Source organism: Flavobacterium niveum (genome assembly GCF_055231775.1).
This window is the reverse complement of sequence record NZ_JBUYSX010000003.1, coordinates 355,472-380,602: the sequence shown is the minus strand read 5'-3', so window position 1 is coordinate 380,602 and position 25,131 is coordinate 355,472. Positions and strand designations below refer to the sequence as shown.

Genomic DNA, 25,131 nt, shown 5'->3' with positions numbered 1-25,131 from the left:
TATTATTTTGATGTTATGCCTCAAGGGGCGGTATTTTAATTAGCTCAACTTCAACCAGCTTTTCCTTTTGCCAGTTGCTTATCTTATTAATAAAGAAATAACTACCGTACTGTTCCAGATAGACCCTCTTAAATAGGTCAAGGTTGTATATATCCAAAACCGAAAGCTTCATCTTAACCTTTATAAGCTCCATGTTATCAAACAACTGTTTGAGGTAGAAGTAATGATTATTAAGGTAATATTGCCAGCCTAGATAGTCATAGGTGGCTACTCTCATTGGAGCTGTGATATTGGATGAAAAACCAGACGGGTCGGAAAAAATATATGATATAGGGTCGGAAGAATATTCTCGCAAATACAAAAATTGGAAGGGCAGTTCTTTTGTTGTGATGATGGAACTATCGTCCATTTCGTTCTCAGCCAAATCAAAAAAATAATAACCAAAAAAATAGTTATCAGTGAATAGCCTTCCCTTTATAGTTTGATTACCATCAGTCGAACTCTCACCCCAATATTTTGGTTTGGGAAGTGAACTATCAAAAACCGTTGTTTCAGCTTGTAATTGTTCGTTATCAATTGTGAAACTTCCTTTTAAATAATTTGCTTGGAATATATCAGGCCAGTGTTCATCGGCAACATCATCGGCAACTGTGAAGTTATTTTTCTGGGCATAGCCACCAATTGTATATTTTCTATTGCTTAGACTATCATATTTGTCGCTCCAATCAACTACCTCGCTATTTGATAAGAGGTCATCCATGCGTACGAAAACCACCTTCTTGTTGAATTCATCAACTCGGATTACCAATCCCCACCTTACCATTATTTCTCTTATGAAAACATCACTGTATATATCATCAAAAAGACATTGTTTAATGTCAAAGGGTAGGTAAGGTGTTACTGGAAAATGACTGACTCCTTTTTTTGCAGATATTAGAAGCCTTTTAAACACTTCATCATCAGAGATTGGGTAATCTAATTCATAACCAAGATATTCAAAGATTCTCTCAAATATGTACTTCACATAAAAATGAGGTGTTGTGTATACTATTGGTGTATTGATAAATGGTTGAAGTGACCATAGGTAACCACTTGAGGTAGTATATGCGTTATACTGGCTGGCTGGGAAAACAAAATTCTCAGTTGAGTTTACATAATTAATCAGCGTACTAGCCTGCCAAACTATTTCAGTTGATGGGTATACCTCCTGTAAACTGAGGGTCTTGATTGTCTCAAAAAATGTTTTTTCAGCACCGTAAATGTAGATTGATACATCCTTATTCGTATCTTCTTTAATAACACAATATCCTCCAATTACTATTGGTAAAGAATTCTCATATATATCAACCTTTACCTGTTGATAGGGTAATCTTGTAGTGCTTCCCTGTACCCCTAAATATTCAAAAATCTTTCTATTCTTTGCAGTAAGAGGTATTTTAAAACTATTGGTGTAACTGGTGTTGGCTTTACTAATATCACCAAGTTCATTAGTTTGGAATGTTAGGGCCACCTTCTCACCATCTGATAAATCAAGCTCTTGGTCATTTAAAAATATCTGCATTACTGGGTAATCGTTTGTACATCGGGCATTGTTATTGTTAAATTCAACTTTTGTTTACTTGTTTTTTTATCAACTGAAAAAGCAGTATCGGACAATCTAATACCTATCCAATCAAAACGGTCTTGCAACTGTTGAAAAGGTACTTGATGGGCATACATCCAAACTGATGGTGAAATGTATAAATCACTTAAATAAGCGGCATCAGTTGTATCATACTTTGTATTTATTTGGTATGTCCTATTAGCCGTCTTACCAATCAAATGTGTTGTATTAGTAAGGTTTTGCAGGTTGTCGTAATACCCTGCAAAATCATCAATTGTTCTCGGTGTTAGGTTATCCTTGTAAACACTATCAAATAGCCAATATGAATAACTCCCTTTACTGTTTAGCCACCTTAAGTATACGCCGCATTGGCTCTCTATTTTTGTGATATTAATATTAGCTTTGAATACATTATTCACATACATCTCAACCTTATTAAGGGTACTGGCATTTAGCAAAATATCGGTATCGGTACTGTTATTGGCACCATCACTAACAAACACCCTCAAAGCATTGGTATCAAGGGCTGTATATTGGTCAGTTTCTTGATTGGTTGTGATATTCCTGAAATGAATACCGTTCCATGTGTTATGTCCGTTTACGGTGAAATCAAAGGGATAACCCTCGAAATGCTTTACCGCATAATCAATATAATTTTCTGATGGTAACAACACCCTTATACCATTTGGTAGTTGGGTTAAACGGTGATAATTCGGTAACTGCTCAACGCTTCTCTGGAAATAATACGTTTTGGTGATGCTCTCACCCGTCAGGCTATTTTGAATTTCAATGTTTACATCAAAGGTTCTGCCAATATTTTCATCACTATATATGTACTGACCTGTTGAAAGGTCAGGGATAATAGCATCATCAAACCTATTGGTATTGATTTTTGCCTTGATGATTTCCTTCAGGTTAAATGTAAAAACACCGTTCAACGGAACTGTAGCAAAACTATCTTCTTCTATTGTTATGACTGCTTTTGTCGCACCAGTAATAACGTCACTTGAAAATTGAATTATGCTGTCATTATATGCTGGATTAACTGGTAATAAGTCTTTTAAAAATGTTATCATTGATGCTCATTAAAGCTCTTTGTTATTGTTGTAACTACCTCCTGAATAAAGGCATTTGCATTAAGTTGTGACACCCTGTCTAGGATTGATTGAATGCGTTCGGGTGTAATCACTTTGCTGTACACTTGTAGGTGTCTCTGTTTGTCTGTTCCTTTCTCAGCTATCTTTCTAGCAATGAGGAAAGCTATTGAGCTGGCTTTGGCTTTCTCTTCAACTTTAGCAAGACCTTTAGCAATAACCCAATCCAAAATGGGTTTCATTGGTGGTTGTCTACCATTTCGCCTACCGCCAAGATATGTATAGCCTTTAAGCACTGCTGTAAGGTCATTGTATTCAACCTGTAGACCTCTTTCAAACTCTCCCGAAGTCTTTTTGCCGCTAGCATTATATAGTTGAAGAATATCGTTTTTAATGTTTTCCATTTCCTCTTTGAGTATGTTGGCATTTTCTTCTTTAGTCAACATAAGTAGCGGAATAATTTATTAGGAGTCCGTCAAGGTTTTGGTCAAAAAGGTTAATGACTTCGGTTGTCTTAAAGCTGTTTACATCATACTGAGAACAAGCAAAAGCACCTATTAAAAGATTACGAGCATCTTCAAAAAGAGGCTTTATGTATTGTGAATATTTGTCGCTATACTCTTCATCGACATCTGATGACATTACAAGGAATAGCTTACCAGAATAGGTTAATGTTTCATTACCTAGGTCACTAAATTTACTGTCAGTTGTTACGGGGTCAACAAACAGATATATTTTTCCTGCCTCAACATCATCGTACAGGTTAAGGTAATCTTGCCTTGCATACTCAAAGCTCCAATCATTTTCCTCAGCTATATTTTTAAAAAAATCGTACATTAATTTTTATTTTTCCTCTGTCGGATTGCGTTCACATCCCTCATTATATCACCCCTAGTTTTTTCCATCCTAAGCTTGGTAAATACTACCATATAGGGTAACTCCTCTATTTCTGCCCACTTGGTTATATCACCTCCTGCTAGTGAGTCTATCGTGTTTATCACACCGAATTTTGCCATCCTTTCATTCGCCTGGGCTTCTATCATTACAATATCTTCATCCTCACTAACCAACTCATTTATTTCCATGTTTTTAATCTCAATGAGCTGGGCCAGTATACCATTATATATACTGTAAAATGGGATGATTGTAAAGTGGTAAACCGATTCTTTTGGTAACCTTGTGATGATGCTAACCGCTTCAGTAATAGCCTCCGTTGTACCTTCGTTAAGTAGATGCTTAAGTGTTACCACCTTACCATATTTCAGACTTCTTACATTTGGTATTTTAATCTTTCCGAAGGTTTCACTGATGGGGTCAATCACTTCTGTAACTGGTGATAATAGCTCAAGTATTGGTAGATATTCATCGATAATCTCATTTTTTAACGTTAGAAAATCAATAAGTTTATAGTCTGTTATCGTCTCCATTTTAAACTAAATGTTGTGCTTTTATTCCCGAACTTCATCAGGAAGATATATCTCAAGGCATCTATCCCGTGATTAAAAGCATCAATGGGAACATTCAACGGTGTTCCATTTTTATCCTTGGCCCACGTGTAATTCAAAAGTTCCTTAATAAGGTTGGTGCTTGTTGCCGTTACCCTTATTGGTTGCTCTTGTATTAAAGAAAGCCCATAATTTATTGAATCTTTTCCCTTCACAACTGGTGCAATAGGAAAACCATAATTCCTTAGCTCGGCAATACTTTTGGGTTCGGCACTATCAGCATAAATAATCGTATGCTTAGCATCTGTAGCTCTTATTTTCTCAGCAATTTGGCTATTCAATAACCCTTTCTGATAAAGCTTTTCATCAACAATCAGTTCACGGTTGTATCGGTATAGAGATATGAAGGTTGTAGGGTCATTACTATAACCCCAGTCAAGACCACTAGCAATAAGTTCCGCATCTACTGGTAATTCAACTATCTCAGCCCAATCGGTAATGATAGCCCCTTCCTGTTTGCCCATCAAACCTAAACCCATTACCCTCCAACGGTTGGCATAGTACTCATTCGTTTCACCTTTTATCTGCCAGCTTTCGATTTCATCAATAATCTTCTGTTCCAGATACTCGTTATCCTTATAGGTAACAATAAGATGCTCAGCCTTCTCATCCTCAATAAGCTCAGTAGTTGCCCAAAATGGCGCGGTCGGGTTGAAATCTAAAAATGTGAATAGCTTGGTACGTATACTTAATTCTCCATAAGCTTCAAATGATACGTTATTACACTCATTGATGAAAAGAATATCACGCCTACCACCTCTTAAACCATCTGGATTATCAGCACCAAAAAATTCAAACTCGCTGTTACCCAGTCGGTATTTTCTGTCTGTTAGATTGTGGTTGGCCTCATCATATAAATTCAGGGATTTCAGGATTTTAATAAAATCTTTGTATGCCCCACGTTTGAGTACTGGTACACTTTCAGCTACAATACTAATCGTTAGCTCTCGCTTTAAAGCATAATATATAAGGTAAAGAAGTATACTATAGGTCTTTCCTGCTGATGTACCTCCTTGTATTATCCTGATTGGCTTCGTAAGTTCTGCAATCTTGTTGAAGCAGCTGGTGGGTGTCAAAAATCATATTCATCTTCCTTCTTGTTATCATTCTTAGTTTGAAGCTTTATCGGCTCCACTTCCTTGAAATCTATATCAATTACATTATCACCGTTGATAATACTATCAATTAGCTGCATTTGATGGGGATTGGCAGCTTGTATATTAATAATTGGTTGGTTGCTGGTGTGTTGTACCTCAGTAATTTTTTTGAGGTTAAATTCATCAGAGAATTTCCTTTCCAATAACCAGCCAAAGCGATACCAGTTCTTGTCACCCCCAACCAATAAATCATCAATAATATTGAGCTTTTGCTCTATCAGCGCAGCCCTATATAGGTCTACAAATTCCTCAGCGGTTTCAATATCTTTTGGGTCGGTCTTACCTGCAATCCAATTCTTGAAAGTCCTATAGGTAATGTGGCTTTCTTTATCGGGTATTTCTTTGTTTACTAAAAAAACCAGTTCTTCATTATTGAGAAAAGCAATCTTTCTTTCATCAATCACTTTCTTTAAAGCATCAACCCAAATCTTCATCTTAAACGGCCTCCCTGCACCTGGTTTATTTTGTCTTTTTGGCTTTTCATTTTCCATTATAATTATTTCATGTCTAAGGAAATAATACGGTCAGATGTGAGTAAAGTAAAGGGTGTATATAAAATAAATGATGCCCGTGGCCGGGCATCATTTATTAATAGTGTATTTCGGTAATGTAAATCTCTTTGAACTTCCTGCTCTCCAACTTTTTTCTAACGTTGGAAAGTCTCTTGATAGCCTCCAAGTAACTTGAGTTATCCCTCTTTTGGAACAGGGTTTTTAATAGATTCATTTGGTTGAAACGATTACTTTAATTTCAGTAAGCAACTGAATTATTTGTTCTTCTTTATTAGCCTCCTTTTCATACTTCTCTTCCCATATAGTGGTTAACTTTACCACATCCTTTGACAGGGTATCTTTATCTTCCTGAGCCTTCTCAAGTCTTTTTGCTAACCACCAAATCACAATCCCCATTACCACGATAACAGGTGATTGCTGTAATAGCCATGTTGTTACTTCTGCCATTTTTTAGTTTATAAATTCCCAGTTATCTATGCCTCCTACATTGAAGGTATTTTCAGTTGCTACCACTAATAATAAAGCATCACTTAATACATCAGCAAGTTGTGAAGTAAAATCACCTGTTAGAAGTATTTCTTTATCTATCCCAATAAAAAGGCTTTGAACTTGTTCACTTGAATATGTTGTAGTCTTATTATCAATCAACTTTATTTTATAAAAATCATACCCTTCAATTTGGTAAGGATAGTTGTCTGGGAATGTATTTTCGGCATCCTCATTTATCAGGTAAGATGTGGTGTTTATCGTATACACTCCATTTTTGGTAATGGTAAAATTATTTAGCACCATTAGTATTTTACCTTGTTCTGTATCTCTACCAATCGTAATAATATGCTCATTGGTAGTGATAATTTTTTTAATCATTTCTATTGTTATAAAGCTGTAGTGGTAAGAGAACCACCATTATTGACTGTTATTCTATATCTTGTACCATCAGGAGATTTTAAAATTACTCCTTTAGTATTATCTGTAATTTCCATATCTGATAACTGAGTAGTTTTACCAGCAGTGTCTAAGATATATTTAGAAGTATAAGATGCACCACTAGCAGCTGTATTAGTACCAGCATCGATAAGGTGTTTGGTACCAGTTCCACCAGTTGTACTCTCATAAGCGGATAACCAGAGTGTTCTATATCCAGCCGTTCCACTTTGTGCTATGTTTGGTAATATAGATAGTGCTGTAAAGGTACCTGATGCAACTGTACTAGTTGGTGTTATACCTACTAATGCTCCTGCACCACCAGTGGCGTAGTTACCAATATTAACAGCTCCTGTAGACTGAGTGATACCATTTATTTGCATTGCAATAGTACCATTTCTAACAATATTTATGCTCCTTGCAGCTCCAGTTCCAGTGGCAGCATTACCAATATTTAATGAGTTATTTACCCATCTAATATATCCAGATTCGGTGTTGGTCGTTTGGTCAGCAGTATTATAAACTTGTATACCATTTGTTGCTGTAGATGATACATCTAGTTGCCCAGTAAACCTACCTGCACCTTCAATATTTAATTTATAACCAGTGTCTGTTGTTCCAGTACCTACGTTGAAATTACCTGTGGTATTAAACTTAGCCCAAGTTTGCGTATTAGCTAAATTTTGAAAGATTAGACCCGAACCTTGGTCAGTAATTGCAGGTGTTCTAGTTACAACTGTAGTGCTTGTTCTAGCATTATATAAGTTGTTATATCTTAATGAAGTAGTTCCTATATCTCGTGTATTTACATCAGCAATCAAATTTTGTGTTGTAAGTGTACCTGTCATAGTATCACCTGATTTGCTTACTTTTTCCGAGCCAATTGATGGCAAATCACTTAACATTGCAAACGTGTCACCACTGGCTTTGCCACCGTCAATTCTATATGTCTTATCGGCGGTAATAATTGTTGGCTGTAGGGTGAGTAGATAACCATTATTTTTATAATAAGAAGTACCATCAGGAGATATACCCGTAGCATTTGCTCCATTTGTAGTTACGATTCCTTGTGATGAGCTATTACCTTGAGTAGTCACCTGTTCAAGAGTAGGGGTAGAGGTACTTCCTGATGTAAAACCACTAATCCTACTATGTAAATAGCCCTTGTCAATTAATGAACGGTCAGTATATAGTGAGGAAAAATCATCACTGTAAGTGATACCAGAAAAAACTGATACGTCACCACTAACAATAATTTGAGGCTGCGTAGATGAATCAAGAATGATTGGCTGAGAACCACTTACAAGAGAAATAGCACCACCAGCACCTTGAATTTGTACTCCTTGTGAACTCCCATTTAACGTAATCCCACCAGAATTGCCAGCAATCGTGACACCATTTGAAGGGTTCATATTTATCTGACCACCGCCACCACCATTTATTGTTAATGGTTTTCCAGACGAATCTAGTGTTGTACCATCATCTGATAGTGTTAATGCACCATTCATCCCACCAAAATAGAATGATGTATCGCCCATTGACAATTGTCCAATACCACCTCTTACTATTGATAAATCAGTAGAGATGTTAGCAGTGCTGCCATAATCCAATACGCTCTGAAGGTCTTGGCTACCGCCCAATGATAATTCTATATTCCCCTCTGAATCGGCTCCGAAACCATTAACCGACGTAACAAATGTGCCATTGACGTTAGGATAAGCTAACGAATATGTATCACTACCAATAGTTCTATAAATGTAGCTATGAGTATGTATTGAATTGATAAAGTTAGCGTAACCTAATTGCAATCTTCCTCCATCCTCATCATTAGATAATTTCCATGTAATAGATGATGGGTCGTCAAAAAGGTGTCCATTTATTGAATTTAAACCTAATTGAACACTTTGATTTGCCCCAACGTAAGGTACTAAACCTGATGTATCTCCACCACCACCAAATTCTGACCATGTATCAGTGGTTAGGTCATAACTATAAAATTTATTTTCATCTTGTACCTTAGTGGTAAGGCCGTCATACTTATATGTTAGAGCGGTTAAGCCGCTGTAAGTATCAACGACAAAACGGTCATCAGATGGAGTGTTGTTGGAAATATTAAGCCCTGTGGCGGTACCAATACCACCATTATATATTTTCATTCAGTCTTTTACATTAACTTTCTTGTTATTATGTGATTGTGAAATTCTGAGCAGCATCTAAACTCAATGTTTGTCTTGTCCTATAAAAGGTTAAGCTCGCAGTTGAAGTACCATTTGCTAAGGTAAATGTGACCGTTTGCTTCCAGAAAAATGCTGTAGCATCACCCCAGCTGCCTATCACTGTAGAAAACCCGTTATTCGTAATACTTGCATTTGTATTCGTACTAACGAACCAAACATATTGCCCAGATGGGGCCAATGACCTTGATATAGTGTCATCACTTTGTACTACCTTTTGCAATGCTGTCGATACCGCCGTATAACCACTGGTATTGAGGACGGCATCGATTGATATGCCAGACCATTGCGGCAGATAGGTGGTGTAGGTGGTAGCAATGGCTTCAACCATAAACTCATCATTTCGGTTGAATGTGTTCTGTAGTGTATATGTTGTATTAGCTGTTCTGCTACCACCAGACAATGATTGCTGGCCTTGGTTAACGTAAGCTAGAATGTTACCAACTCCTTGACTGATGGATGATGTGAGGAATAGGTCATCACCGCTTTGAACATCAAATATTACATTTACATTTGTCGATAAACCACGTTCACCTGTAGCAGGTAATACTGCTAACGTTGCACTACTATTTTGATAAATAATAGCTAAAACACGTTCCAGTTGGCTTTCAGTTAAATGCTGATAATCGCCTTCATTTAGACCCTGAAGGTCATTATGATTTGTAGTTGGCTGTACCTCACTATTGGTCGTTATTACGAAATCACTTTGTTCAAAATCACCGTTATATACATTTGGAACACCAACAAACAAAGCAAAATACAGCACATCATTTGTTGTATATGAGAAGTAATATTGTTGTGTTGTACCTGTGAAGGACCATTCACTTTCATTTGCTACACTTACAAAATCGCCATCTTCAATTTCACCCAAATAATTGATATTACTGTTCTCATCATCTTCAACATCAGCAGCGGTAACGGTTTGTATACTGATTAGCTTGAAGGATGTTGAATAGACAGCATTGGGGTTATTTCCTTGGGCAGCACCATGATAGCCTTTACCCCTCAGTAAAAGGAAAATGTATTTTTTGGTACCGCCATTTTCGTTCCTTCTAAATTCAAAGAGAGTTGGAGTTGTAGTTTCACCAACTGGAATAGAGTAGGGGCGGGTGTTCAACCATTCAGCTACTTCGGCTGTTGTAATATCGCCAGTACCTTCAAGTAAACCGCTTGTGTAATATCTCGGTACGTTATCCTGGGCGCTCATTCCTGCTGGCATACCCTTTGCAAAAATGGTTGGTGATAATGCATCCATTAGGGCAATCTGGCTATCGTGAACAACACCGTCAACCTGTACCTCTGTGAAGTGAGATGGCTCAATTAATCTTAATCTAGTATCATAAGCATTATATACGGCAATCGCCTCATTACCAATAGGTATTGAAATGAAATTCTTTACGTATTTTCTGCCATTATGGAAAAAGGTTGTTGAATCGTTTGTATCAAATATTTGCATTATGCTATGCGCCTAAGCCTCATTTTTCTTTCACCTGTTGCTATTGTGCTTGTACAGGTGTTATAAGCTGGGAACTGGGTGTATTTTTCGGTCAAATACATCTTAATAAGTTCCCATTTTGAACCAGCCATTTGTGTTTGTTCTTTTGCCCTGTCTTTGAGCTTTGCATCAGTAGCTGGTTCACTGTCTTGTGATTCCTTAGTAGTGGATCCAAATGGTGTAATATTCATATTTATTTGGGGTAGATACCTTGCCATAAAAAGGTCAATTAACATGGCTTTTAGCCCTGTTTGGTAATAAGTGATTACAGGTGACTGACCAGCTATTGTAAAGGTTGAACCAGATAGCAAATCCTGATAGTCAGGATTATCCTGATTGGCCAAAACATCAAAATAAAAATTCACGCCTAAATATTCTCTAAGGTCATCATGTGCTTGGGTAATGACAGGATTAACTTTGTCAGCCAACTTAGCACTCGTTGCTTCATTCTTTTTACCAATATCTTTTAGGGTTTGTATATCCTCAATTGTAATTAAATTTTGGTACATTGTTTTCTAATGCTATAATCGGTGTTATTGTCCAGTCGTTGTCTGGATTAATTGGTTCCTCCCAACGGCTAAAAATGGTTTGGAATGCTTCAATAATGATAGCCCTTTCTTCTTCTTTTTGTTCCCAATGGGTCATTCTGGCCTGTTTTAATAGTTCTCCTGAGTTTCCAAACAGCGAAGTTGAATCGGCATCACCAATAAGGATTGGATGAACCCCAAAAGCTGACATGATTTTACTTTTTGAACTGGTTTCAGTATACTCTACTTTCTTATCATCAAAATCACTTTCGAGATTTTTAATAATAAATTGCTCTTCAAGGTCATCACTTACATTGTTGGCTTCTAATGTTAAAACACCGTTTGTATTTTCAACACCTAATAAATCTTGGATTGTTTTTTCAAAATCACGTCTTTCAAAATCATCATCGAAAGGTTTGGTGATAAAGATTTTTGTACCGAAATTCCCTCGTGATAGTGCTGCATCCTTGAAAACAGATGCTTTAAACTCGGCGTTCATATCACGCAATACGCTATTACCATCGCTTAAAGAATAGATGTCGTTTAAATCGGCTGTCACATGAAGTACCTGGCCCTTGTATTTATTCCACCCACCAACTGCTTCAACTTGGGCTTCAATGACGGCTGGGTTAGGGTTGAAAACATCGAATAATTCAAAGTCTTTTTTCTCTACTTTCTTGCCTTTGGCTTTATCCCAGTTATCATAACTTACTATTTTACCGCTATACCCCGTGCTATCTGACTTTCCAATCCTTGCATCTGAACAACTGATTAACTCAACACTGGTTACTTGGTAAAGAGCATTATAATTAACGTGAAAGAACAGATTGTTTTGCTCAGAAAACTCCCTGCTGGCCTGTCTAAATAGCTTATTTAATGATAGACCTCTCTTATTTACTATAGTATCTCTGCCAGCAAAGGCAAAACCTTTTCCATATATGTATTTTGCATTGGTATCAACACAATTTTTGGCGGTAACTGAGCTACCAATAAGACTTTTTATAAGCTGAGGATAAGCATTATCATCACCCCACTTATAAATACCCTCGGTCTTGTCATATTTAATTGAAAGCCTACTGTCTACATCGATAAGCTTTATTTTTATTCCCGACTTCTTGTTCATTATCCCTTGCTCATTCCAATCTTAATGTTATCTGGCAGTTGCTTAAATAGGCTTTTCCTATTTAAATTAACCCTTAAAAATGCTTCAATTTGTTCATCACTAGGGTTATTAAGCCCTATCTGGTCATAAGAAATGTTATCTCTTAATCTATATTGTGAAACAGCCTCTATAACAGCTTCAACCTCTATAATTTCAAAGTCGGTAGCCGCCGATAAGGCTGGTTTCTTTTTACATTTTGTACATCCCATATTCTAATGTTAGAAAAAAAGGTGATGGCTTTTTACAACCACCACCTTCTTTATCTCCTTTCTTTTATTCTATATTATTAGTCAACCATAAAATTGTCAAATTTCGCTTTAAGCGTAGTATAGTTACCTTCTTTCCACACTTGGTAAGGATAGGTTTCACCATATCCCTCAACTGAGCTAAGGGTGAATACAAATGAGCCATCATTTTCAAGTGTAGAATAGCTACCCTCACTCATTCTTAAACCATTTTCGATACCAAAAACATGGAAGGCTTCAGCATTTTGATAACCTTTCCACTTTGTCTCTACAATCACCACAAACTCACCACTACTTAGTTCTTTTATCCTTTCAGCATCTTCGCTACCCTGGCCAAATACTCTACAAGCAAAGCCATGAGCAAACGTATCAACACCAGAATCATTAGCTGTAAATGAGCTGGTAGAGCTACCAAGCTGCTTTATCCAACCGATTGAGTAACCTGTTGCACCTGATGCCAAAGAAATGTTTGTAACATTGGCTCCAGAGGTTGTAACCGCTGTAAGGTCTAAATCAGCACGGTTAATAATTACTGCCTTTGTCTCAAGACCTGCCTTCGCCTTCTCAGCTTGTGAACAGTTGTAAGCAATATTGGCGGTTAATTTTGAAATACATTCCATTATATATAATTGTATCTGTTTGTGTTATTAGTTAGCTTTATAAGTAACGATTTGAGAAGGGAATTTCACTTGAACACCAATCTTGAAAGCGATTTTTACTTTCACTTGTTCAGTCTCAAAAATATAACCTGCTTCTGCCTTATCATCCTCACCTAAAAGGTCATGACCAGTAACAAAGTTTGTGGTCTCGCCAGCATACACTCTACCAGTACCATTTAGACCTGGCAATGCATAAACCTTGACAGTTGTTCCTGGCAATGTGAAAGTCTCACCCCCATCAACAGAATAATGGAAAAGGTTAGCATTTTTCAATGCTTGAGTATAAGTTCTGTAAAGGTCTCTACCCACATATATACCAAGACTAGTTGAATCAAGAAGTTCGGTTGGAATAGCCTCATAAATCTTGTCCATCTGGGCAACGACGTTAGCACTTGTAAGTGTTGTACCTGTTACTCTAATAACTTCTGCTTCAGCATCAAGTTTCTTGATGAAACCATCATACTTATTTTTATTCACGTTAGTGGCACCAGTCAAGGAGGTATCACCCTGCCATACACCAGTTTCATTTTGATTTGCTACTTTATCAGTCAAAGCATCAATTACTTGACCCTCAAATGGGATTTCGTTATCTTCGCTTCCCGCTTTAACTTGAGATTGTAAATACTTGGTATTAAGTTCTCTTGGGTCGTAATCTTGACGTATAGCAATTGGAGATACAGTAATGTATCTTTGAGTGAACTTAGTATTTCCAATTGATTGTATTGTTTGCCCAGCTGCATTGCTTTGGAAGGTTGCATCAACATCCATGTAGTTTAATGCTTCACTGTGCTTGATTCCTGTTTGCTTTTCAAAAAGCTCGATAGTTTTACTACCAAAAATTGATTTCCTTAAAATTGGAAAACTTTGTTCATTTACATAGGTGCTTAAAGCACTTACATCATAAGCCATTATTGTTAAAGGTTAGACTTCTTGTTATTTTGCGTTAAGGATGGCCCAAGCCCTATTTAGGGTTTCTTCACTAGCCTTAACTGTAGGTTTATTTTCTTTCTTTGTAGAAGGTTGGTAATCACTGCCAACCGATTTTGCAAGTGCCTCGTACTTGGTTTGCAGTTCAGCAACTTTCTCGGCTGCCACCGCAACAACTTCAAGCATCTTGCTTTCAACCTCAGAATTTTCAGCTGGGGTATCACCAAGTAATTCAGCTATTTTCTTTTCAAGTTCTGCAACTCTTTGTTCTAATGCTGTAAGCTTGTCATCTTCTACTGGTTGGTCTTCCGATTGGGTATCATCCTCAGCAGCTTGTGAAGCTTCTTCATTAGCATGGGCTTCCTCTTCAACTTCAGCTGGTAAAATCTCGTTCACAACACCACCTGCTACAACTATTGTCGAACCATCAGGCATTATAAAGCTTCCATCAGCTGGTTTGCCATCAACCGTTGCTTTCACTCCAACTTCGGCAACATCTGTAGGCTCTAAGTCTGGAAAAACAACCTCAGTACCAGTAGCATCCTGAAGAACCAATTCGGCTTTGATACCGTTAAGCTTATTGAAGATTTGGGATAGTTTTTTTGTTAGTTTGTTCATCAAACTGTCATCTTCTTCTTTCTTGTTATTTATCATTGCCACTGCTTTCATCTGTGGCTGTGTTTCTGTAGCAAAGCCCATTTCTAGGGCCTGTGTTGCATCCAAATACGTTTCATTAGTAAGTAATGCTTGGATTGCGTTTTCATCGATTTGAAGAGCTTTAGAGTAAAAGCCGACAAGGTCATTCTCGACTTTTTTGAGATACTCCGCATGGGCTGCAAGTGTATCTGAGGTGCCTTTAACCTCTGCCCAAGGTAAGTGAATCATTAAGACATCAGAGCAACCTTGAGGAATGATTCTATTATCCCCAGCCATAAAGATTACTGAGGCTATTGAAAACGCTTTGGTAGTGTAGGTGGAAACTGGCTTATGGAGCCCTTTTAAATAATCATAAATGGCTTTTCCAGCATCAACATAACCACCAACCGAATCTATCTTTACAAGAAATTCAGTTGAGTTTTTTGCTGCTTTAACCTGTCTGATTACATCTAATAATGTTGTGTCATGACCAATTACGCCATTTATATATATTGTTCCAATCATATAAATAACTATACGGCCAAAAGGTCTGAAAGTAAATAGTTTATTTAAAAATGTTACTAATTGGTAGTTCTTGTATAATTTTTAACTGGCTCAATTATATAAATTCAATCTGCTGTTAATAACCTGTTCATTATATTTATAAAATGTTGTTTTTTTTACCTTATTTAATACTAATTTTATATAAAGATAGAGCCTCGCAATACTGCGAGGCCCTTTTCTAAAAAAATCCTAAATGGATTAAATGAAGCAATTCAAGTAGGAAGAGTCCAAATTTCACTACATGAGAGCATTTTTCAAAAAAAGCCTTCCACCAGGAGGGCTTTTCTTCTTTTTTATCCTTCTTCATATAAAAAAGAATTAAATAATTAAACCCTGATTAAAAAACTCTGATATAAAGATACGACATCGTTCGACAGGTATTAACGAACCTAAATATCTTATAAACAAATTAATTAACAAAGTGTATTTTGGGAATGATGTTTTGCACTGAGTTGTTAACAATAACGTTGTAATATAATTTAGCACTTATATATACGAAAATTTAAAGTAACTATACTCAAAATAGAAATGCCCCCAAATAAATGAGAGCATTTCAAATCAACCAACCAAATGAATTCTTGGTGAATTCACAGGCGTAAAAGTAATGTTTATTTTGATTATTGTTGTTACAGGATTTTACTGAGGTGCTTTATAGACGTTATTTAGCAATCCTGCCAAACGTATTCCTGCCATATTGATTCTTTTCCGAACTATCGGTATGTACTTCTTATAGTACGCTTCGTCTACCGTACTCCCTTCAGGTGTCTCTGCATACAACTTAGTACTTATTTTATAAGATTCCCAAAGCCACTCAACAGGTTCAGCACTTTGCCATTTTTTTATTTCTTCAAGTGTGGCTTTATCATAGTCAGATATTCTTTGAGATTCTGTCAAACTCTCATGTTCGATTAAATCATTATCCCAAAGTGAATGTAGGTTTGTCTTTTTACCGCCAAAATACAGTGTAATTGTTCCACCGCCTCTATCTGCTTTACGACTTACGTGCATAGGTTGATGAGCATCACCGACTAAGTGAATAAGATAACGTAAGGCTTTCAATTTGGCCACTGGTTCAGCATTGGGATTTTTTAAGGTTTTTTCAAAATTCACAATTGACTCATAGATATTGTTCTGGCTGCTTTTTACTTGTTGAACGAATTGCGAGTGAGTTAAACCTAAAGGCAAATTGATATAATGCCAGGGTGCTGTTTGAGGGCTTTTATGTTCATCTGCCCATGTGCTTGCGTCTGCCATAGTCTCACTATGCAATAAGTTTAAAATGGCAGTAGAAGCATTTGCATTGAGATGTTTTTGAGCAATAGCCCCAACTGTCCTGTGACCCTCATTTCCCCAAAAGACGAAAACCAATAAAGACGATAGTAGTACATTTTTCATAACTGTAAGGTGTTAAGCGTTTGACAATCAACATAAAATTACAACTATTTAATTCTTACAAAATACCTATTTGTAGGTATTTCCTATTACTGTACTATATGTTAATTTCATATTAACTTTAAACAAGTTAACCATGAAAACATTTTTACTATCAGTTGTTGCCAGCTTCTTATTGGCAGCATCAACTCCAACAGAATATGTGTACATCTGTAATGGCAAATACAGTAAAAAATATCATCTAGTCGAAGATTGCAAGGGATTGAATAACTGCTCAACTAAAATTGAAAAAGTTACCCTTGAAGAGGCTAAGCGAAAGGGTAGGACACTGTGCGGACATGAAGATTAAGATATACTATGAAACATTTAAAATTAATCAGTATTGTTACGCTGTTGTTAATTGTCGCTTTAATTATATACGAAATGTCAAGTTCTAGTGGCTATATTGGATTTTCATCAAGCGATAATATTAGTTTCTTTATGGGGCCTGAAACTAATACTAATTCCAAGTTTTTGAGCGTAAAGCTTTTATTTTCTTTAATATTTTGCTGGGCCGCTTTAAAAATAATTATGGCTCCTAAAGAAAAATATGATGATACAACTAGACAATGGGCATTTAGTATTCTTGCGTTAATTTCAGGTGTTTGGATTGGTACTGCTGTCTAAAACTGCTGATTTAAGTTGATTTAATTTTAGAAAATATGTTTGCTATCACGTCAACTGTCCAACCATTACCAAGAGCCTTTAATCTTTGGGTTTTGCTGATGCAGGATGTGTAGTTATCTGGTACCGTCTGTAGCCTTTCCGCTTCAATTGGATGAAGATGTCTCAGAAGGTCTTTAATTGCCGTATATGGCACTCCTTTAGCATGACTTGCCGTCAAACAACTTGCTTTGCCATCAAGAGGGTACTTATGATGCTCCCATCTGGCTTTTCCATTTCTCAAGCTATCCATATACGCAATGGCATCATCTGATAATCGGGCCTTCTCAAAGTCAAAAATCATTTGGTCTTTGCTCACAGTTGTTAAGCAACCTGTTTTGCCATCCTCCTTTACATAAGTCATTTGGGTATATGACAAATCCTTGTTCTTGTCTTCCCTTAAACCAGTTTCAGGATTGATTTTTCTTCCACAGATATGGACGCCTAAACCGTCTGACAACAGAATATCTCTCACAAGGATTCCTTTGTCTTCTGGTTGGGTAACATTTGGAATGTTTGTCCAGTATAGCCTTTTCCTATTTTGGGCCGACACCAAAGCACTATTGATTAGAATAGGCTCAACTCCTAAGTATTGGGTAATAACATCCTGATATTCCTTTTTCATCACTACATTCTCAAGCATGAAAAGGACATCTGGGTTCGTTTCTCTTACTTGGTTAAGGATTCTAACAAATTCAAAGAAAAGCTTTGACCTCTCATCCTCAAAGTTGAGTTGCTTTCCTGCAAAACTAAATCCTTGACATGGTGAACCACCTATGATAAGGTCTATTTTTGGTAGTTGGGTTACATCGAGTTTGGTAACATCACCAAGCTGGATTGTATTAGGATAATTGGTTTGGGTAACCTTTATAGCATGCTTATCAATTTCACATGCATAATAGCTAGAATATAATATTCTAGCTTTGTTTAGAGCTATTTGACCGCAGCTAATGCCATCAAATAAAGAAAGTACGTTGATAGTTAGGAGATAATTATTCTTCTTGTTATGCCTCTTTAAGAGGTCTCTGAATAATTATACTGGCAAGCCTGGGCAAAGTAAAGTCTGGTGGGTTTCTAACATTAGAATTTGGGGTGCGAAAATAACTATCTCTGGGAATGCCTTATTTTACTAGGGTTTTCAGAGATTTTATCTTATTTTAAGACACATAAGGCAAGCGAAGCTTTCTAAAATCAGAACCTGCGGTTGCCTTATGTGTCGTATTTTAATAATAATCCTTGGAATACCCTTATTTTACTGGTGTTTTGAAAGATAGTTATTTTCGCAGGTAAAAAAAAATTATAGAATTACCATAAATTAATGAGCAAAACACTTCTAAAAATGTTAAAAATTATGTATATTTGCCTATATCAGTAAAAATAATTTGAACTTTCACATATTTTCTGATATTTATTAGTATAAGATAGAAATATCCTCAGTTTCCTAGGGAATTACTGACGGCCATCAGCCCTAGGTTCTCTCACTGAGTAAACAAAAGAGAGTAAAATAATTATTCTAATATTAGAATAAAAGGGTAAAGAGAGAATGAGTGAGACCCAAAAAGATTGAAAAGAGGTATCTTCCAAAACCTTTAAAGGAAGTTCTACAAAACACTGAGTACAAAAGAAAAGATGATTTGTACTGTATTATTGACCTAATCTACAGAAAGCAGGTCTATTTCCGAAACAAACTCCAGATGGAGTATGGCTATTGCCAAATAAACAGGAAATCATTTGAAAACATTATCCCTTCCAAAGATAGAGTATTGGCTGGGCTGCAATTCCTTATTGATAATGACTTCATCAAAAGGAATGACTATTATGTATATGGTATAGGAGCGCAAGCAAAAGGATATAAAATATCCAAAGAATACCTAGGTAGCAAAACAGCCGTTGAGATAAGTGATGATAAGATTTGCAAGAAGATTCAGGAGCATCGTAACAAGACCAAAAAGGTAAGAGTAGCGATGCTTGAGTATGAAAAAAGCAAGTATTATAAAACCTTTAAAATAAACGGTCCAGAAGCCCTGCAAGCAGCTAAAGATAAGGCTATTGGTGATATAACCACCCTGCTCCTAAACATCAAATACAAGCTCACTAAAGAGCAAATAAATGACCTCATAGAGTGTACAGGAGAGTATGTGAAACATCGCAACATCATTCTAACGTTAGAAGGTGGTAAGGAATTACATAATATTCTTCATAGACTGATGGTACACCAACAGCATATATACTCAATTGCGGATGGCTTTTTATATTTTAAAAGAAATGAGACAAATGGCAGGTTGGACACAAATCTTACATCATTACCAAGTTATCTGAGAAAGTTTATCATTAGTGAGGAAACGCTCATCAATCTTGATATAAAAAACAGCCAGCCATATTTTCTCTATACCAAGTTGAGGAATGAGCCAGGCATTGACAAAGCAGAAGTTGAAAGATATGGGAAGCTGGTGGTAACGGGCCAGATATATGAATACTTTTCTGAAGTGTATGAAAAGGCCACTTGCAAGGTGAAAGATAGGCTTGCCATCAAGAAGATTCTGTTTAAAATATTTTACTCTAAGGTTAGCAGTTTCCCATATTACAAAGACGTATTTAGAAGCGTTTTCCCGAGCATAATGGAGTACATTGATGTAACTAACCAAGTTCAATATAATACGCTTGCTGTAGCTATGCAAACAATGGAAAGCCATGCCATACTTGATGTGGTTATGCCAGCTTGCAAAGTAGCAGGAATAACACCGCTTACTGTGCATGATAGCTTTATAGTAAGCGAGAAAGAAGCTCCGAGGGTGAAGGAGATATTTGAAGAAAAGTTCTTGGAACTATTTGAACTTGTTCCAAGCTTACATTATGAGAGCCTATATGAAATGGCCCCAGATGATAATGAAGATGATTTGGATGACCTCTTTTTCCTAACGGAAGATGATGATGATGAGGATGATAACATGATAATTGAAACAAAATACCTAAATGATAAAAGAAGCGCGTAAGAGAAAGAAAACCACCAAAGTCCATACATGGCAATTTCAAGGCCGAAAGATGACAATAGAAAGATATGACCATGCCCCGAAATCAATAACCTTTTTCGGGGGTGTTCACATTACAGTTGATAAGGAAAATTACAGCCTAAGGGCCGTTTCTAAACAACAAAAAAGGATGAGGCAGGAGTTGTATCAGTTCTTGGTAGATAATGGCTTAAATAGCATTAATTATCTGCTTAAAATTGACGCTCCTGAACAGCCAAGTGGTAAGAAGGTGTATTTGGAATTGATTATGAGTTTTGAACCAGCTGCTGGAGTTGAGATGAAGGATTTGGAAGGATTATTTGAGCAATTTGTTCAACAGGTTAAATCTTTCACAACTTAATTTTAATTAGTAAATTGTCAAAAAAAATTCTACTAACCAACTTTTAATATGTCATTTAAGCCAACACAAGAACAGGAACAAATTTTTGAGTTTTTTCAAAACGGCAAAGGTAATGGAATGATTGATGCTGTTGCTGGCTCTGGAAAAACAAGCACTATAATAAAAGGGCTTGATTATATACATAGCACTAATAGAATATTATTTTGTGCTTTCAATAAAAAAATCCAAGAAGAAATTCATCAAAAAACCAAGGAGAAAACTAATGTAATAGTTAGGACAACATACGCATTAGGTTTAAATATTTTAAAAGATTACATTCCTGCAATAAGTAATCGTAATCCCGACAGTTCAAAATATTATAATATTTTGAATGAAAATTTAAAAAAGGATAACCAAGGTGCTTATATAAATGATAATAATTTTATAGACTATTTTGAAGCCCTAAAACGTAAATACTATTCAGAAAAAAAACCTGATGAGATTGATGTATTTTACAAAACTTTTTTTTCAAATTATTATAGATTAATAGATTTACTAAGATATACCTTAAGCTTTAGTAAGGGAGAGGATTCATTTAAAAAGCTTGTTGAAAAGTATTCCATCGATATTGACCCTGAGGATTCAATAGTGTTATCTTTATATAAAAACTTGGTTGAATACGCTATTGAAGAAGGGAACAACAAAGCAAAAAATTTAGGTATCTATGACTTTGCTGATATGATTTTCTTACCATGTGAGTTTAAATTACGAGCAAAAAATCAATTTGATATTGTCTTTGTTGATGAATGCCAAGATTTGTCCAACGCTCAATTAAAAATCATTAGGAAACATTTAAAACAGGGAGGGAGATTTTTTGCTGTTGGAGACCCTTATCAATCTATCTATGGATTTGCAGGTGCATCCCCAGAATCATTTACTAACATTCAGACGGTATTTGAACCTGTGATGTTTAAGTTAACTAACTGCTTCAGATGTTCAAGCAAAATTGTAGAATTAGCTAAAGAAATTAGAGAAGATATAACTACTAGCAATACATTCGCTTCTGAAATTAAAAAGATAAAGTTCAATGAAATTACAAAATACATTCAGAAACAAGATTTTATCTTATCAAGACATAACAGTAATTTATTCGAGGTAGTTTTTGAACTTTTAAAAAAGGATATAAAATTTAAAATAATCGGGAAAAACGAGATATTAAAATCTTTGAAGAATATTATCCCAAATTGGGCATTTACAAACGAAAAATATTATGAAGATTTACCTATCCATTTAGACCAAATGTATAGAAACGCTGAAAGTAAGTTAAGTAGTAATCCCGCTAACTATGAAAAACTTGAAAATTTAAGCGATAGTATAAATATTATTGAAACATGTTTTTTTAATAATGATAATTTTAAAACATTAGAAGATTTATTTTCATATATCGAAGGCCTAATGGACAGCGATGACGTAGATTCCGTTATGCTATCGTCAATTCATAGGGCTAAGGGATTAGAAAGGAAAAATGTTTTTATAATTGGCTATGACCAACTACCTATTAAAAAGGAAAATATGTTAGATTGGCAATTATATCAGGAGAAATGTCTTAAATATGTTGCCATCACGCGAGCCGAAGTAACCCTTTATCAAACCGATAGTCCACCTGACAACAAGATTAAATCTGAACAATTAATATTAGAGGATGAATGTGATTTGGATGACACAATTGATAATTTGCCTATTTGATAAAGTTTATAAGGCTTGGGTTTATTTACCCAAACCTTATAATGAGTCCCTCAAAGAATTAAATCCAATTACTCAAGGTTCTTGAATATTTCGTCAAATCCTACGTCGGTTCTATCTGGATATACTTGTTGATTGTAACTATTCACATAAACATACGTCCCTTTTGCAAAATTTGAAAAATCTTTACAGACTTTAATATCATTATCATTTCCTTCAATTTTTAGGTCAAAATTGACTCTTAATAGATTAATCTGGTAATGCGTTAATGCTTCATCAGGATAATTAAAAAAATTATGTAATACACTTTGAATTAAGTTTACATATGATGCTGTATTAACTTCATTAATATTAAATTTCTTTTGAAAAATACCAAAAGGGCGTATAAGATTTGGAGCTGTTAGAATAAATGTCACTTCAATCTCTACGTAATTCGTTCCAAGTGGGACTATTCTCGCAACTGCTACTTGAATCGTGTCATAAGAAATCCTAAGAGTTACATCTGAGATAGTTGTTGTATGCATATAATTGTTTTTGATTATGAATAATTGTAAATTTTAAAGATTCAGCTTTAGCAAAAGAGGTGCGATAAACTTCATTATTAGAAATGGTTTTGCCATCCCTAACGTACTTCAGTTTCCATTTATCATCAGCTGGATAAATAATTGGTTTATCAAAATTTATAACATCCCACATTACATCAGGTTTATCATCCTCCCGAACCAAACCATCTTCTTTTTTCCATAACGCTATATAACTTTCTAACTTCTTTTTTCTAGCTAATGGTTTCAAGACCTCTACAAGTGGTCTATACATCCATATATAATTATTAATAACAGCAAATTTTTCAAACCCTAATCTCTTCCATGCAGTTCTTGAAGACCTTGGAGCGCAATATAAATACATCAATAGACATCCTTTTGATTTAAGTTTTTCAATCAATGCATTAAGTAGAATCTGCCCATATCCTTTTCTTCGATATTCATTTTGAACGCATGCAATTTCAATAAGGCATTCTCTACCATCCGTTGTAAGCGAATAATTTATAAAACCTATGGCTTTGTCATCGACAACTATATAAACAAAATTATTATTGGTTAAGCATGAAGCTATACCTGTAAAGTTATTATAGAAGTACACTCCCTTTTGCTGTTCATTGAATAGCCAGGCAGTAATTTGACTAATATGCTTTTGATTCGCTGTAAATTTAATCTCCATATTCAAACCACATTTTATTGATATTTAATTACTTAAAATATCCCACACATTTAATATGTTAAATTCTGATTTCCCCAGGCTGTGGAAAACTTCCACCTCCTACAAGGGAGACAGACGAAGCGCTGTGGTGTGGACTACGGAACGGCCTTTGGTTCATCAACCCTACATTTTTTATTTTGCCTGCCACACTGTGTATCTTGGTGGTTTCAAGAGCCTCACGTAGGGTCATGGGTGGCAATATACTGGGTAATCGTTTAGCTAGCATGGTTTTTCCTGCACCCGGAGGCCCTATCAATATAATGTTGTGTCCGCCAGCGGCGGCTATTTCCATACAGCGTTTTATAGATTCCTGGCCTTTTACGTCCGTAAAATCAAACTCCGGGAAGTCTAATGTTTTATAAAACTCCTCACGCGTATTTATTACAGTAGGTTCTATTGTGCCACGGCCTTCAAAGAAGTCAATAATTTCCGATACATTTTCCAGTCCGTACACGTCAATCCCCGTAACTATAGCAGCCTCTTTCACATTTTGCTTCGGCAGGAAAAAGCCTTTAAAACCTTCTTCTTTTGCCTTTATAGCAATGGGCAGGACACCTTTTATGGGTTGCAGCGAACCGTCAAGCGACAGCTCACCCATAATGATATACTTGTCCACTTCCTCAGATTTTATCTGTCCCGAAGCAGCCAGTATACCTACGGCAAGTGTCAGGTCGTACGCCGAGCCCTCTTTGCGCAGGTCGGCCGGGGCCATGTTTATGGTTATCTTTTTTCCGGGCAGGTTATAGCCGTTATTTTTCAATGCGGCAGCTATACGGTAACTACTCTCTTTTACGGCATTATCGGGCAGGCCTACAAGGTGGTAACCTACACCCTTATCTATATTTACTTCAACGGTTATGGTAGTGGCTTCTACCCCAAACACGGCACTGCCGTAGACTTTTATGAGCATATTTGGTTAGTAAAATTGGTGTGGTGAATGTACGCAAATATTTTTTCATACCATAACACAGTGGTAACGCTAATTTTGGCTTATTTTTAACCGGGCTTTACGGCTCGATAATCGTAAATCAACTAATTTAACCTTACATATTTAAAATAAACAATTATGGGATTATTTAATGCAATTATGGGCCATGCCAGCGAAGTAAGCATGGAAAAACTGAACGAGGAGTTCGGGCCGGTATTAGTCGGTGGCGAAACGATAGAAAAAGGATATAAACTGGTGAGGGATATGTTCGTTTTTACCAGCAAACGCCTTATACTGGTAGACAAACAAGGACTTACCGGTAGTAAAGTACAATACCTTACCATACCGTATGGCAGCATTATCAAATTCAGTAAGGAAAGTGCCGGCATGCTGGACCTTGATGCCGAACTGAAGATATGGATACGTGGTGAGGCACAGCCTATTTCTAAACACTTTGGCCGTGATAATAACATTAACGAAGTATACAAAGTACTTAGCGAATACATACTGAAATAGT

27 protein-coding genes and 1 pseudogene are annotated in these 25,131 nt (G+C 36.1%); 6 read left to right on the top strand and 22 right to left on the bottom strand.

Features of this window, described 5'->3' with window-relative positions; translation table 11 throughout:
* Window positions 1-13: 13 nt before the first annotated feature.
* The 18 genes from ACZIX4_RS10070 to ACZIX4_RS09985 all read right to left on the bottom strand — a co-directional run bounded on the left by ACZIX4_RS10070 (window position 14) and on the right by ACZIX4_RS09985 (window position 16,639).
* The gene (locus ACZIX4_RS10070) at window positions 14-1,561 is read right to left on the bottom strand and encodes a hypothetical protein (protein WP_463335503.1); all 1,548 of its coding nucleotides are present in this window, start codon (window positions 1,559-1,561) and stop codon (window positions 14-16) included.
* On the bottom strand, window positions 1,561-2,679 hold the full coding sequence (locus ACZIX4_RS10065) for a hypothetical protein (protein WP_463335502.1): 1,119 nt from the start codon (window positions 2,677-2,679) through the stop codon (window positions 1,561-1,563). The genes ACZIX4_RS10070 and ACZIX4_RS10065 overlap by 1 nt, the downstream gene beginning before the upstream one ends.
* The gene (locus ACZIX4_RS10060) at window positions 2,676-3,143 is read right to left on the bottom strand and encodes a hypothetical protein (RefSeq protein WP_463335501.1); all 468 of its coding nucleotides are present in this window, start codon (window positions 3,141-3,143) and stop codon (window positions 2,676-2,678) included. Before ACZIX4_RS10060 ends, ACZIX4_RS10065 begins: the two co-directional genes overlap by 4 nt.
* Window positions 3,133-3,534, bottom strand: a complete 402-nt coding sequence (locus ACZIX4_RS10055) for a hypothetical protein (protein WP_463335500.1) — start codon at window positions 3,532-3,534, stop codon at window positions 3,133-3,135. The genes ACZIX4_RS10060 and ACZIX4_RS10055 overlap by 11 nt, the downstream gene beginning before the upstream one ends.
* Window positions 3,534-4,124 (bottom strand): hypothetical protein, encoded by a 591-nt coding sequence (locus tag ACZIX4_RS10050; RefSeq protein WP_463335499.1) that lies wholly within the window; start codon window positions 4,122-4,124, stop codon window positions 3,534-3,536. Before ACZIX4_RS10050 ends, ACZIX4_RS10055 begins: the two co-directional genes overlap by 1 nt.
* Window positions 4,112-5,278, bottom strand: a complete 1,167-nt coding sequence (locus ACZIX4_RS10045; RefSeq protein ID WP_463335498.1) for a PBSX family phage terminase large subunit — start codon at window positions 5,276-5,278, stop codon at window positions 4,112-4,114. Before ACZIX4_RS10045 ends, ACZIX4_RS10050 begins: the two co-directional genes overlap by 13 nt.
* Window positions 5,275-5,850: a hypothetical protein gene (locus ACZIX4_RS10040; protein ID WP_463335497.1), complete on the bottom strand. Its 576-nt coding sequence runs from the start codon at window positions 5,848-5,850 to the stop codon at window positions 5,275-5,277. Before ACZIX4_RS10040 ends, ACZIX4_RS10045 begins: the two co-directional genes overlap by 4 nt.
* Window positions 5,851-6,081: 231 nt before the next feature.
* Window positions 6,082-6,318: a hypothetical protein gene (locus ACZIX4_RS10035; protein WP_463335496.1), complete on the bottom strand. Its 237-nt coding sequence runs from the start codon at window positions 6,316-6,318 to the stop codon at window positions 6,082-6,084.
* Window positions 6,319-6,321: 3 nt separating this feature from the next.
* On the bottom strand, window positions 6,322-6,738 hold the full coding sequence (locus tag ACZIX4_RS10030; protein WP_463335495.1) for a hypothetical protein: 417 nt from the start codon (window positions 6,736-6,738) through the stop codon (window positions 6,322-6,324).
* Between the two features lie 8 nt (window positions 6,739-6,746).
* Entirely contained in the window at window positions 6,747-8,951 is a 2,205-nt protein-coding gene (locus ACZIX4_RS10025) for a beta strand repeat-containing protein (RefSeq protein ID WP_463335494.1), read from the bottom strand.
* Window positions 8,952-8,979: 28 nt separating this feature from the next.
* Window positions 8,980-10,485 carry a hypothetical protein gene (locus tag ACZIX4_RS10020; protein WP_463335493.1) on the bottom strand — a complete coding sequence of 502 codons (1,506 nt, stop codon included), beginning with the start codon at window positions 10,483-10,485 and terminating at the stop codon, window positions 8,980-8,982.
* Window positions 10,485-11,033, bottom strand: coding sequence for a DUF6712 family protein (locus ACZIX4_RS10015; protein WP_463335492.1), 549 nt, complete (start codon window positions 11,031-11,033; stop codon window positions 10,485-10,487). The genes ACZIX4_RS10020 and ACZIX4_RS10015 overlap by 1 nt, the downstream gene beginning before the upstream one ends.
* Window positions 11,008-12,174, bottom strand: coding sequence for a hypothetical protein (locus ACZIX4_RS10010; RefSeq protein WP_463335491.1), 1,167 nt, complete (start codon window positions 12,172-12,174; stop codon window positions 11,008-11,010). Before ACZIX4_RS10010 ends, ACZIX4_RS10015 begins: the two co-directional genes overlap by 26 nt.
* A complete protein-coding gene (locus tag ACZIX4_RS10005) occupies window positions 12,174-12,422 on the bottom strand; it encodes a hypothetical protein (RefSeq protein WP_463335490.1) in 249 nt (82 codons plus the stop codon). Before ACZIX4_RS10005 ends, ACZIX4_RS10010 begins: the two co-directional genes overlap by 1 nt.
* Before the next feature lie 77 nt (window positions 12,423-12,499).
* The gene (locus ACZIX4_RS10000) at window positions 12,500-13,078 is read right to left on the bottom strand and encodes a hypothetical protein (RefSeq protein WP_463335489.1); all 579 of its coding nucleotides are present in this window, start codon (window positions 13,076-13,078) and stop codon (window positions 12,500-12,502) included.
* Between the two features lie 27 nt (window positions 13,079-13,105).
* A complete protein-coding gene (locus tag ACZIX4_RS09995) occupies window positions 13,106-14,026 on the bottom strand; it encodes a hypothetical protein (protein ID WP_463335488.1) in 921 nt (306 codons plus the stop codon).
* Between the two features lie 24 nt (window positions 14,027-14,050).
* Window positions 14,051-15,205: a Clp protease ClpP gene (locus ACZIX4_RS09990; RefSeq protein ID WP_463335487.1), complete on the bottom strand. Its 1,155-nt coding sequence runs from the start codon at window positions 15,203-15,205 to the stop codon at window positions 14,051-14,053.
* Between the two features lie 675 nt (window positions 15,206-15,880).
* The gene (locus ACZIX4_RS09985; RefSeq protein ID WP_463335486.1) at window positions 15,881-16,639 is read right to left on the bottom strand and encodes a S1/P1 nuclease; all 759 of its coding nucleotides are present in this window, start codon (window positions 16,637-16,639) and stop codon (window positions 15,881-15,883) included.
* A 133-nt stretch (window positions 16,640-16,772) separates the two neighbouring features.
* On the opposite strand from ACZIX4_RS09985, the gene ACZIX4_RS09980 reads away from it, so the two are divergent.
* Entirely contained in the window at window positions 16,773-16,985 is a 213-nt protein-coding gene (locus ACZIX4_RS09980) for a hypothetical protein (protein WP_463335485.1), read from the top strand.
* An 8-nt stretch (window positions 16,986-16,993) separates the two neighbouring features.
* A complete protein-coding gene (locus tag ACZIX4_RS09975) occupies window positions 16,994-17,302 on the top strand; it encodes a hypothetical protein (protein ID WP_463335484.1) in 309 nt (102 codons plus the stop codon).
* A 10-nt stretch (window positions 17,303-17,312) separates the two neighbouring features.
* Here the strand turns inward: ACZIX4_RS09975 and dcm are convergent, their stop codons facing one another.
* A complete protein-coding gene (gene dcm / locus ACZIX4_RS09970) occupies window positions 17,313-18,317 on the bottom strand; it encodes a DNA (cytosine-5-)-methyltransferase (protein ID WP_463335630.1) in 1,005 nt (334 codons plus the stop codon).
* Window positions 18,318-18,885: 568 nt separating this feature from the next.
* Here dcm and ACZIX4_RS09965 point away from each other — a divergent pair.
* The 3 genes from ACZIX4_RS09965 to ACZIX4_RS09955 are packed head-to-tail and all read left to right on the top strand — an operon-like array spanning window position 18,886 to window position 22,432.
* The gene (locus tag ACZIX4_RS09965; RefSeq protein ID WP_463335483.1) at window positions 18,886-20,331 is read left to right on the top strand and encodes a hypothetical protein; all 1,446 of its coding nucleotides are present in this window, start codon (window positions 18,886-18,888) and stop codon (window positions 20,329-20,331) included.
* A complete protein-coding gene (locus ACZIX4_RS09960) occupies window positions 20,312-20,707 on the top strand; it encodes a hypothetical protein (RefSeq protein WP_463335482.1) in 396 nt (131 codons plus the stop codon). The genes ACZIX4_RS09965 and ACZIX4_RS09960 overlap by 20 nt, the downstream gene beginning before the upstream one ends.
* A 48-nt stretch (window positions 20,708-20,755) precedes the next feature.
* Window positions 20,756-22,432, top strand: coding sequence for a UvrD-helicase domain-containing protein (locus ACZIX4_RS09955; RefSeq protein ID WP_463335481.1), 1,677 nt, complete (start codon window positions 20,756-20,758; stop codon window positions 22,430-22,432).
* 68 nt (window positions 22,433-22,500) lie between these two features.
* Here ACZIX4_RS09955 and ACZIX4_RS09950 read toward each other — a convergent pair whose 3' ends face one another.
* The 3 genes and pseudogenes from ACZIX4_RS09950 to ACZIX4_RS09940 form a co-directional block, all read right to left on the bottom strand.
* Entirely contained in the window at window positions 22,501-22,953 is a 453-nt protein-coding gene (locus ACZIX4_RS09950) for a hypothetical protein (protein ID WP_463335480.1), read from the bottom strand.
* Window positions 22,919-23,647 carry a GNAT family N-acetyltransferase gene (locus ACZIX4_RS09945; protein ID WP_463335479.1) on the bottom strand — a complete coding sequence of 243 codons (729 nt, stop codon included), beginning with the start codon at window positions 23,645-23,647 and terminating at the stop codon, window positions 22,919-22,921. Before ACZIX4_RS09945 ends, ACZIX4_RS09950 begins: the two co-directional genes overlap by 35 nt.
* Before the next feature lie 61 nt (window positions 23,648-23,708).
* A pseudogene (locus tag ACZIX4_RS09940) lies at window positions 23,709-24,596 on the bottom strand (YifB family Mg chelatase-like AAA ATPase); the annotation flags it as partial.
* Window positions 24,597-24,752: 156 nt separating this feature from the next.
* Between ACZIX4_RS09940 and ACZIX4_RS09935 the strand changes: the two are divergent.
* Complete coding sequence (locus ACZIX4_RS09935) at window positions 24,753-25,130, top strand: PH domain-containing protein (RefSeq protein WP_463335478.1); 378 nt, start codon at window positions 24,753-24,755, stop codon at window positions 25,128-25,130.
* Window position 25,131 lies beyond the last annotated feature (1 nt).

Excerpts from the sequence above, each read along its gene's own strand:
- ACZIX4_RS10070 (WP_463335503.1), bottom strand. The coding sequence starts at position 1,561 with ATGCAGATATTTTTAAATGACCAAGAGCTTGATTTATCAGATGGTGAG.
- ACZIX4_RS10065 (WP_463335502.1), bottom strand. The coding sequence starts at position 2,679 with ATGATAACATTTTTAAAAGACTTATTACCAGTTAATCCAGCATATAAT.
- ACZIX4_RS10060 (WP_463335501.1), bottom strand. The coding sequence starts at position 3,143 with ATGTTGACTAAAGAAGAAAATGCCAACATACTCAAAGAGGAAATGGAA.
- ACZIX4_RS10055 (WP_463335500.1), bottom strand. The coding sequence starts at position 3,534 with ATGTACGATTTTTTTAAAAATATAGCTGAGGAAAATGATTGGAGCTTT.
- ACZIX4_RS10050 (WP_463335499.1), bottom strand. The coding sequence starts at position 4,124 with ATGGAGACGATAACAGACTATAAACTTATTGATTTTCTAACGTTAAAA.
- ACZIX4_RS10040 (WP_463335497.1), bottom strand. The coding sequence starts at position 5,850 with ATGGAAAATGAAAAGCCAAAAAGACAAAATAAACCAGGTGCAGGGAGG.
- ACZIX4_RS10035 (WP_463335496.1), bottom strand. The coding sequence starts at position 6,318 with ATGGCAGAAGTAACAACATGGCTATTACAGCAATCACCTGTTATCGTG.
- ACZIX4_RS10030 (WP_463335495.1), bottom strand. The coding sequence starts at position 6,738 with ATGATTAAAAAAATTATCACTACCAATGAGCATATTATTACGATTGGT.
- ACZIX4_RS10025 (WP_463335494.1), bottom strand. The coding sequence starts at position 8,951 with ATGAAAATATATAATGGTGGTATTGGTACCGCCACAGGGCTTAATATT.
- ACZIX4_RS10020 (WP_463335493.1), bottom strand. The coding sequence starts at position 10,485 with ATGCAAATATTTGATACAAACGATTCAACAACCTTTTTCCATAATGGC.
- ACZIX4_RS10015 (WP_463335492.1), bottom strand. The coding sequence starts at position 11,033 with ATGTACCAAAATTTAATTACAATTGAGGATATACAAACCCTAAAAGAT.
- ACZIX4_RS10010 (WP_463335491.1), bottom strand. The coding sequence starts at position 12,174 with ATGAACAAGAAGTCGGGAATAAAAATAAAGCTTATCGATGTAGACAGT.
- ACZIX4_RS10005 (WP_463335490.1), bottom strand. The coding sequence starts at position 12,422 with ATGGGATGTACAAAATGTAAAAAGAAACCAGCCTTATCGGCGGCTACC.
- ACZIX4_RS10000 (WP_463335489.1), bottom strand. The coding sequence starts at position 13,078 with ATGGAATGTATTTCAAAATTAACCGCCAATATTGCTTACAACTGTTCA.
- ACZIX4_RS09995 (WP_463335488.1), bottom strand. The coding sequence starts at position 14,026 with ATGGCTTATGATGTAAGTGCTTTAAGCACCTATGTAAATGAACAAAGT.
- ACZIX4_RS09990 (WP_463335487.1), bottom strand. The coding sequence starts at position 15,205 with ATGATTGGAACAATATATATAAATGGCGTAATTGGTCATGACACAACA.
- ACZIX4_RS09985 (WP_463335486.1), bottom strand. The coding sequence starts at position 16,639 with ATGAAAAATGTACTACTATCGTCTTTATTGGTTTTCGTCTTTTGGGGA.
- ACZIX4_RS09980 (WP_463335485.1), top strand. The coding sequence starts at position 16,773 with ATGAAAACATTTTTACTATCAGTTGTTGCCAGCTTCTTATTGGCAGCA.
- ACZIX4_RS09975 (WP_463335484.1), top strand. The coding sequence starts at position 16,994 with ATGAAACATTTAAAATTAATCAGTATTGTTACGCTGTTGTTAATTGTC.
- ACZIX4_RS09960 (WP_463335482.1), top strand. The coding sequence starts at position 20,312 with ATGATAAAAGAAGCGCGTAAGAGAAAGAAAACCACCAAAGTCCATACA.
- ACZIX4_RS09955 (WP_463335481.1), top strand. The coding sequence starts at position 20,756 with ATGTCATTTAAGCCAACACAAGAACAGGAACAAATTTTTGAGTTTTTT.
- ACZIX4_RS09950 (WP_463335480.1), bottom strand. The coding sequence starts at position 22,953 with ATGCATACAACAACTATCTCAGATGTAACTCTTAGGATTTCTTATGAC.
- ACZIX4_RS09945 (WP_463335479.1), bottom strand. The coding sequence starts at position 23,647 with ATGGAGATTAAATTTACAGCGAATCAAAAGCATATTAGTCAAATTACT.
- ACZIX4_RS09935 (WP_463335478.1), top strand. The coding sequence starts at position 24,753 with ATGGGATTATTTAATGCAATTATGGGCCATGCCAGCGAAGTAAGCATG.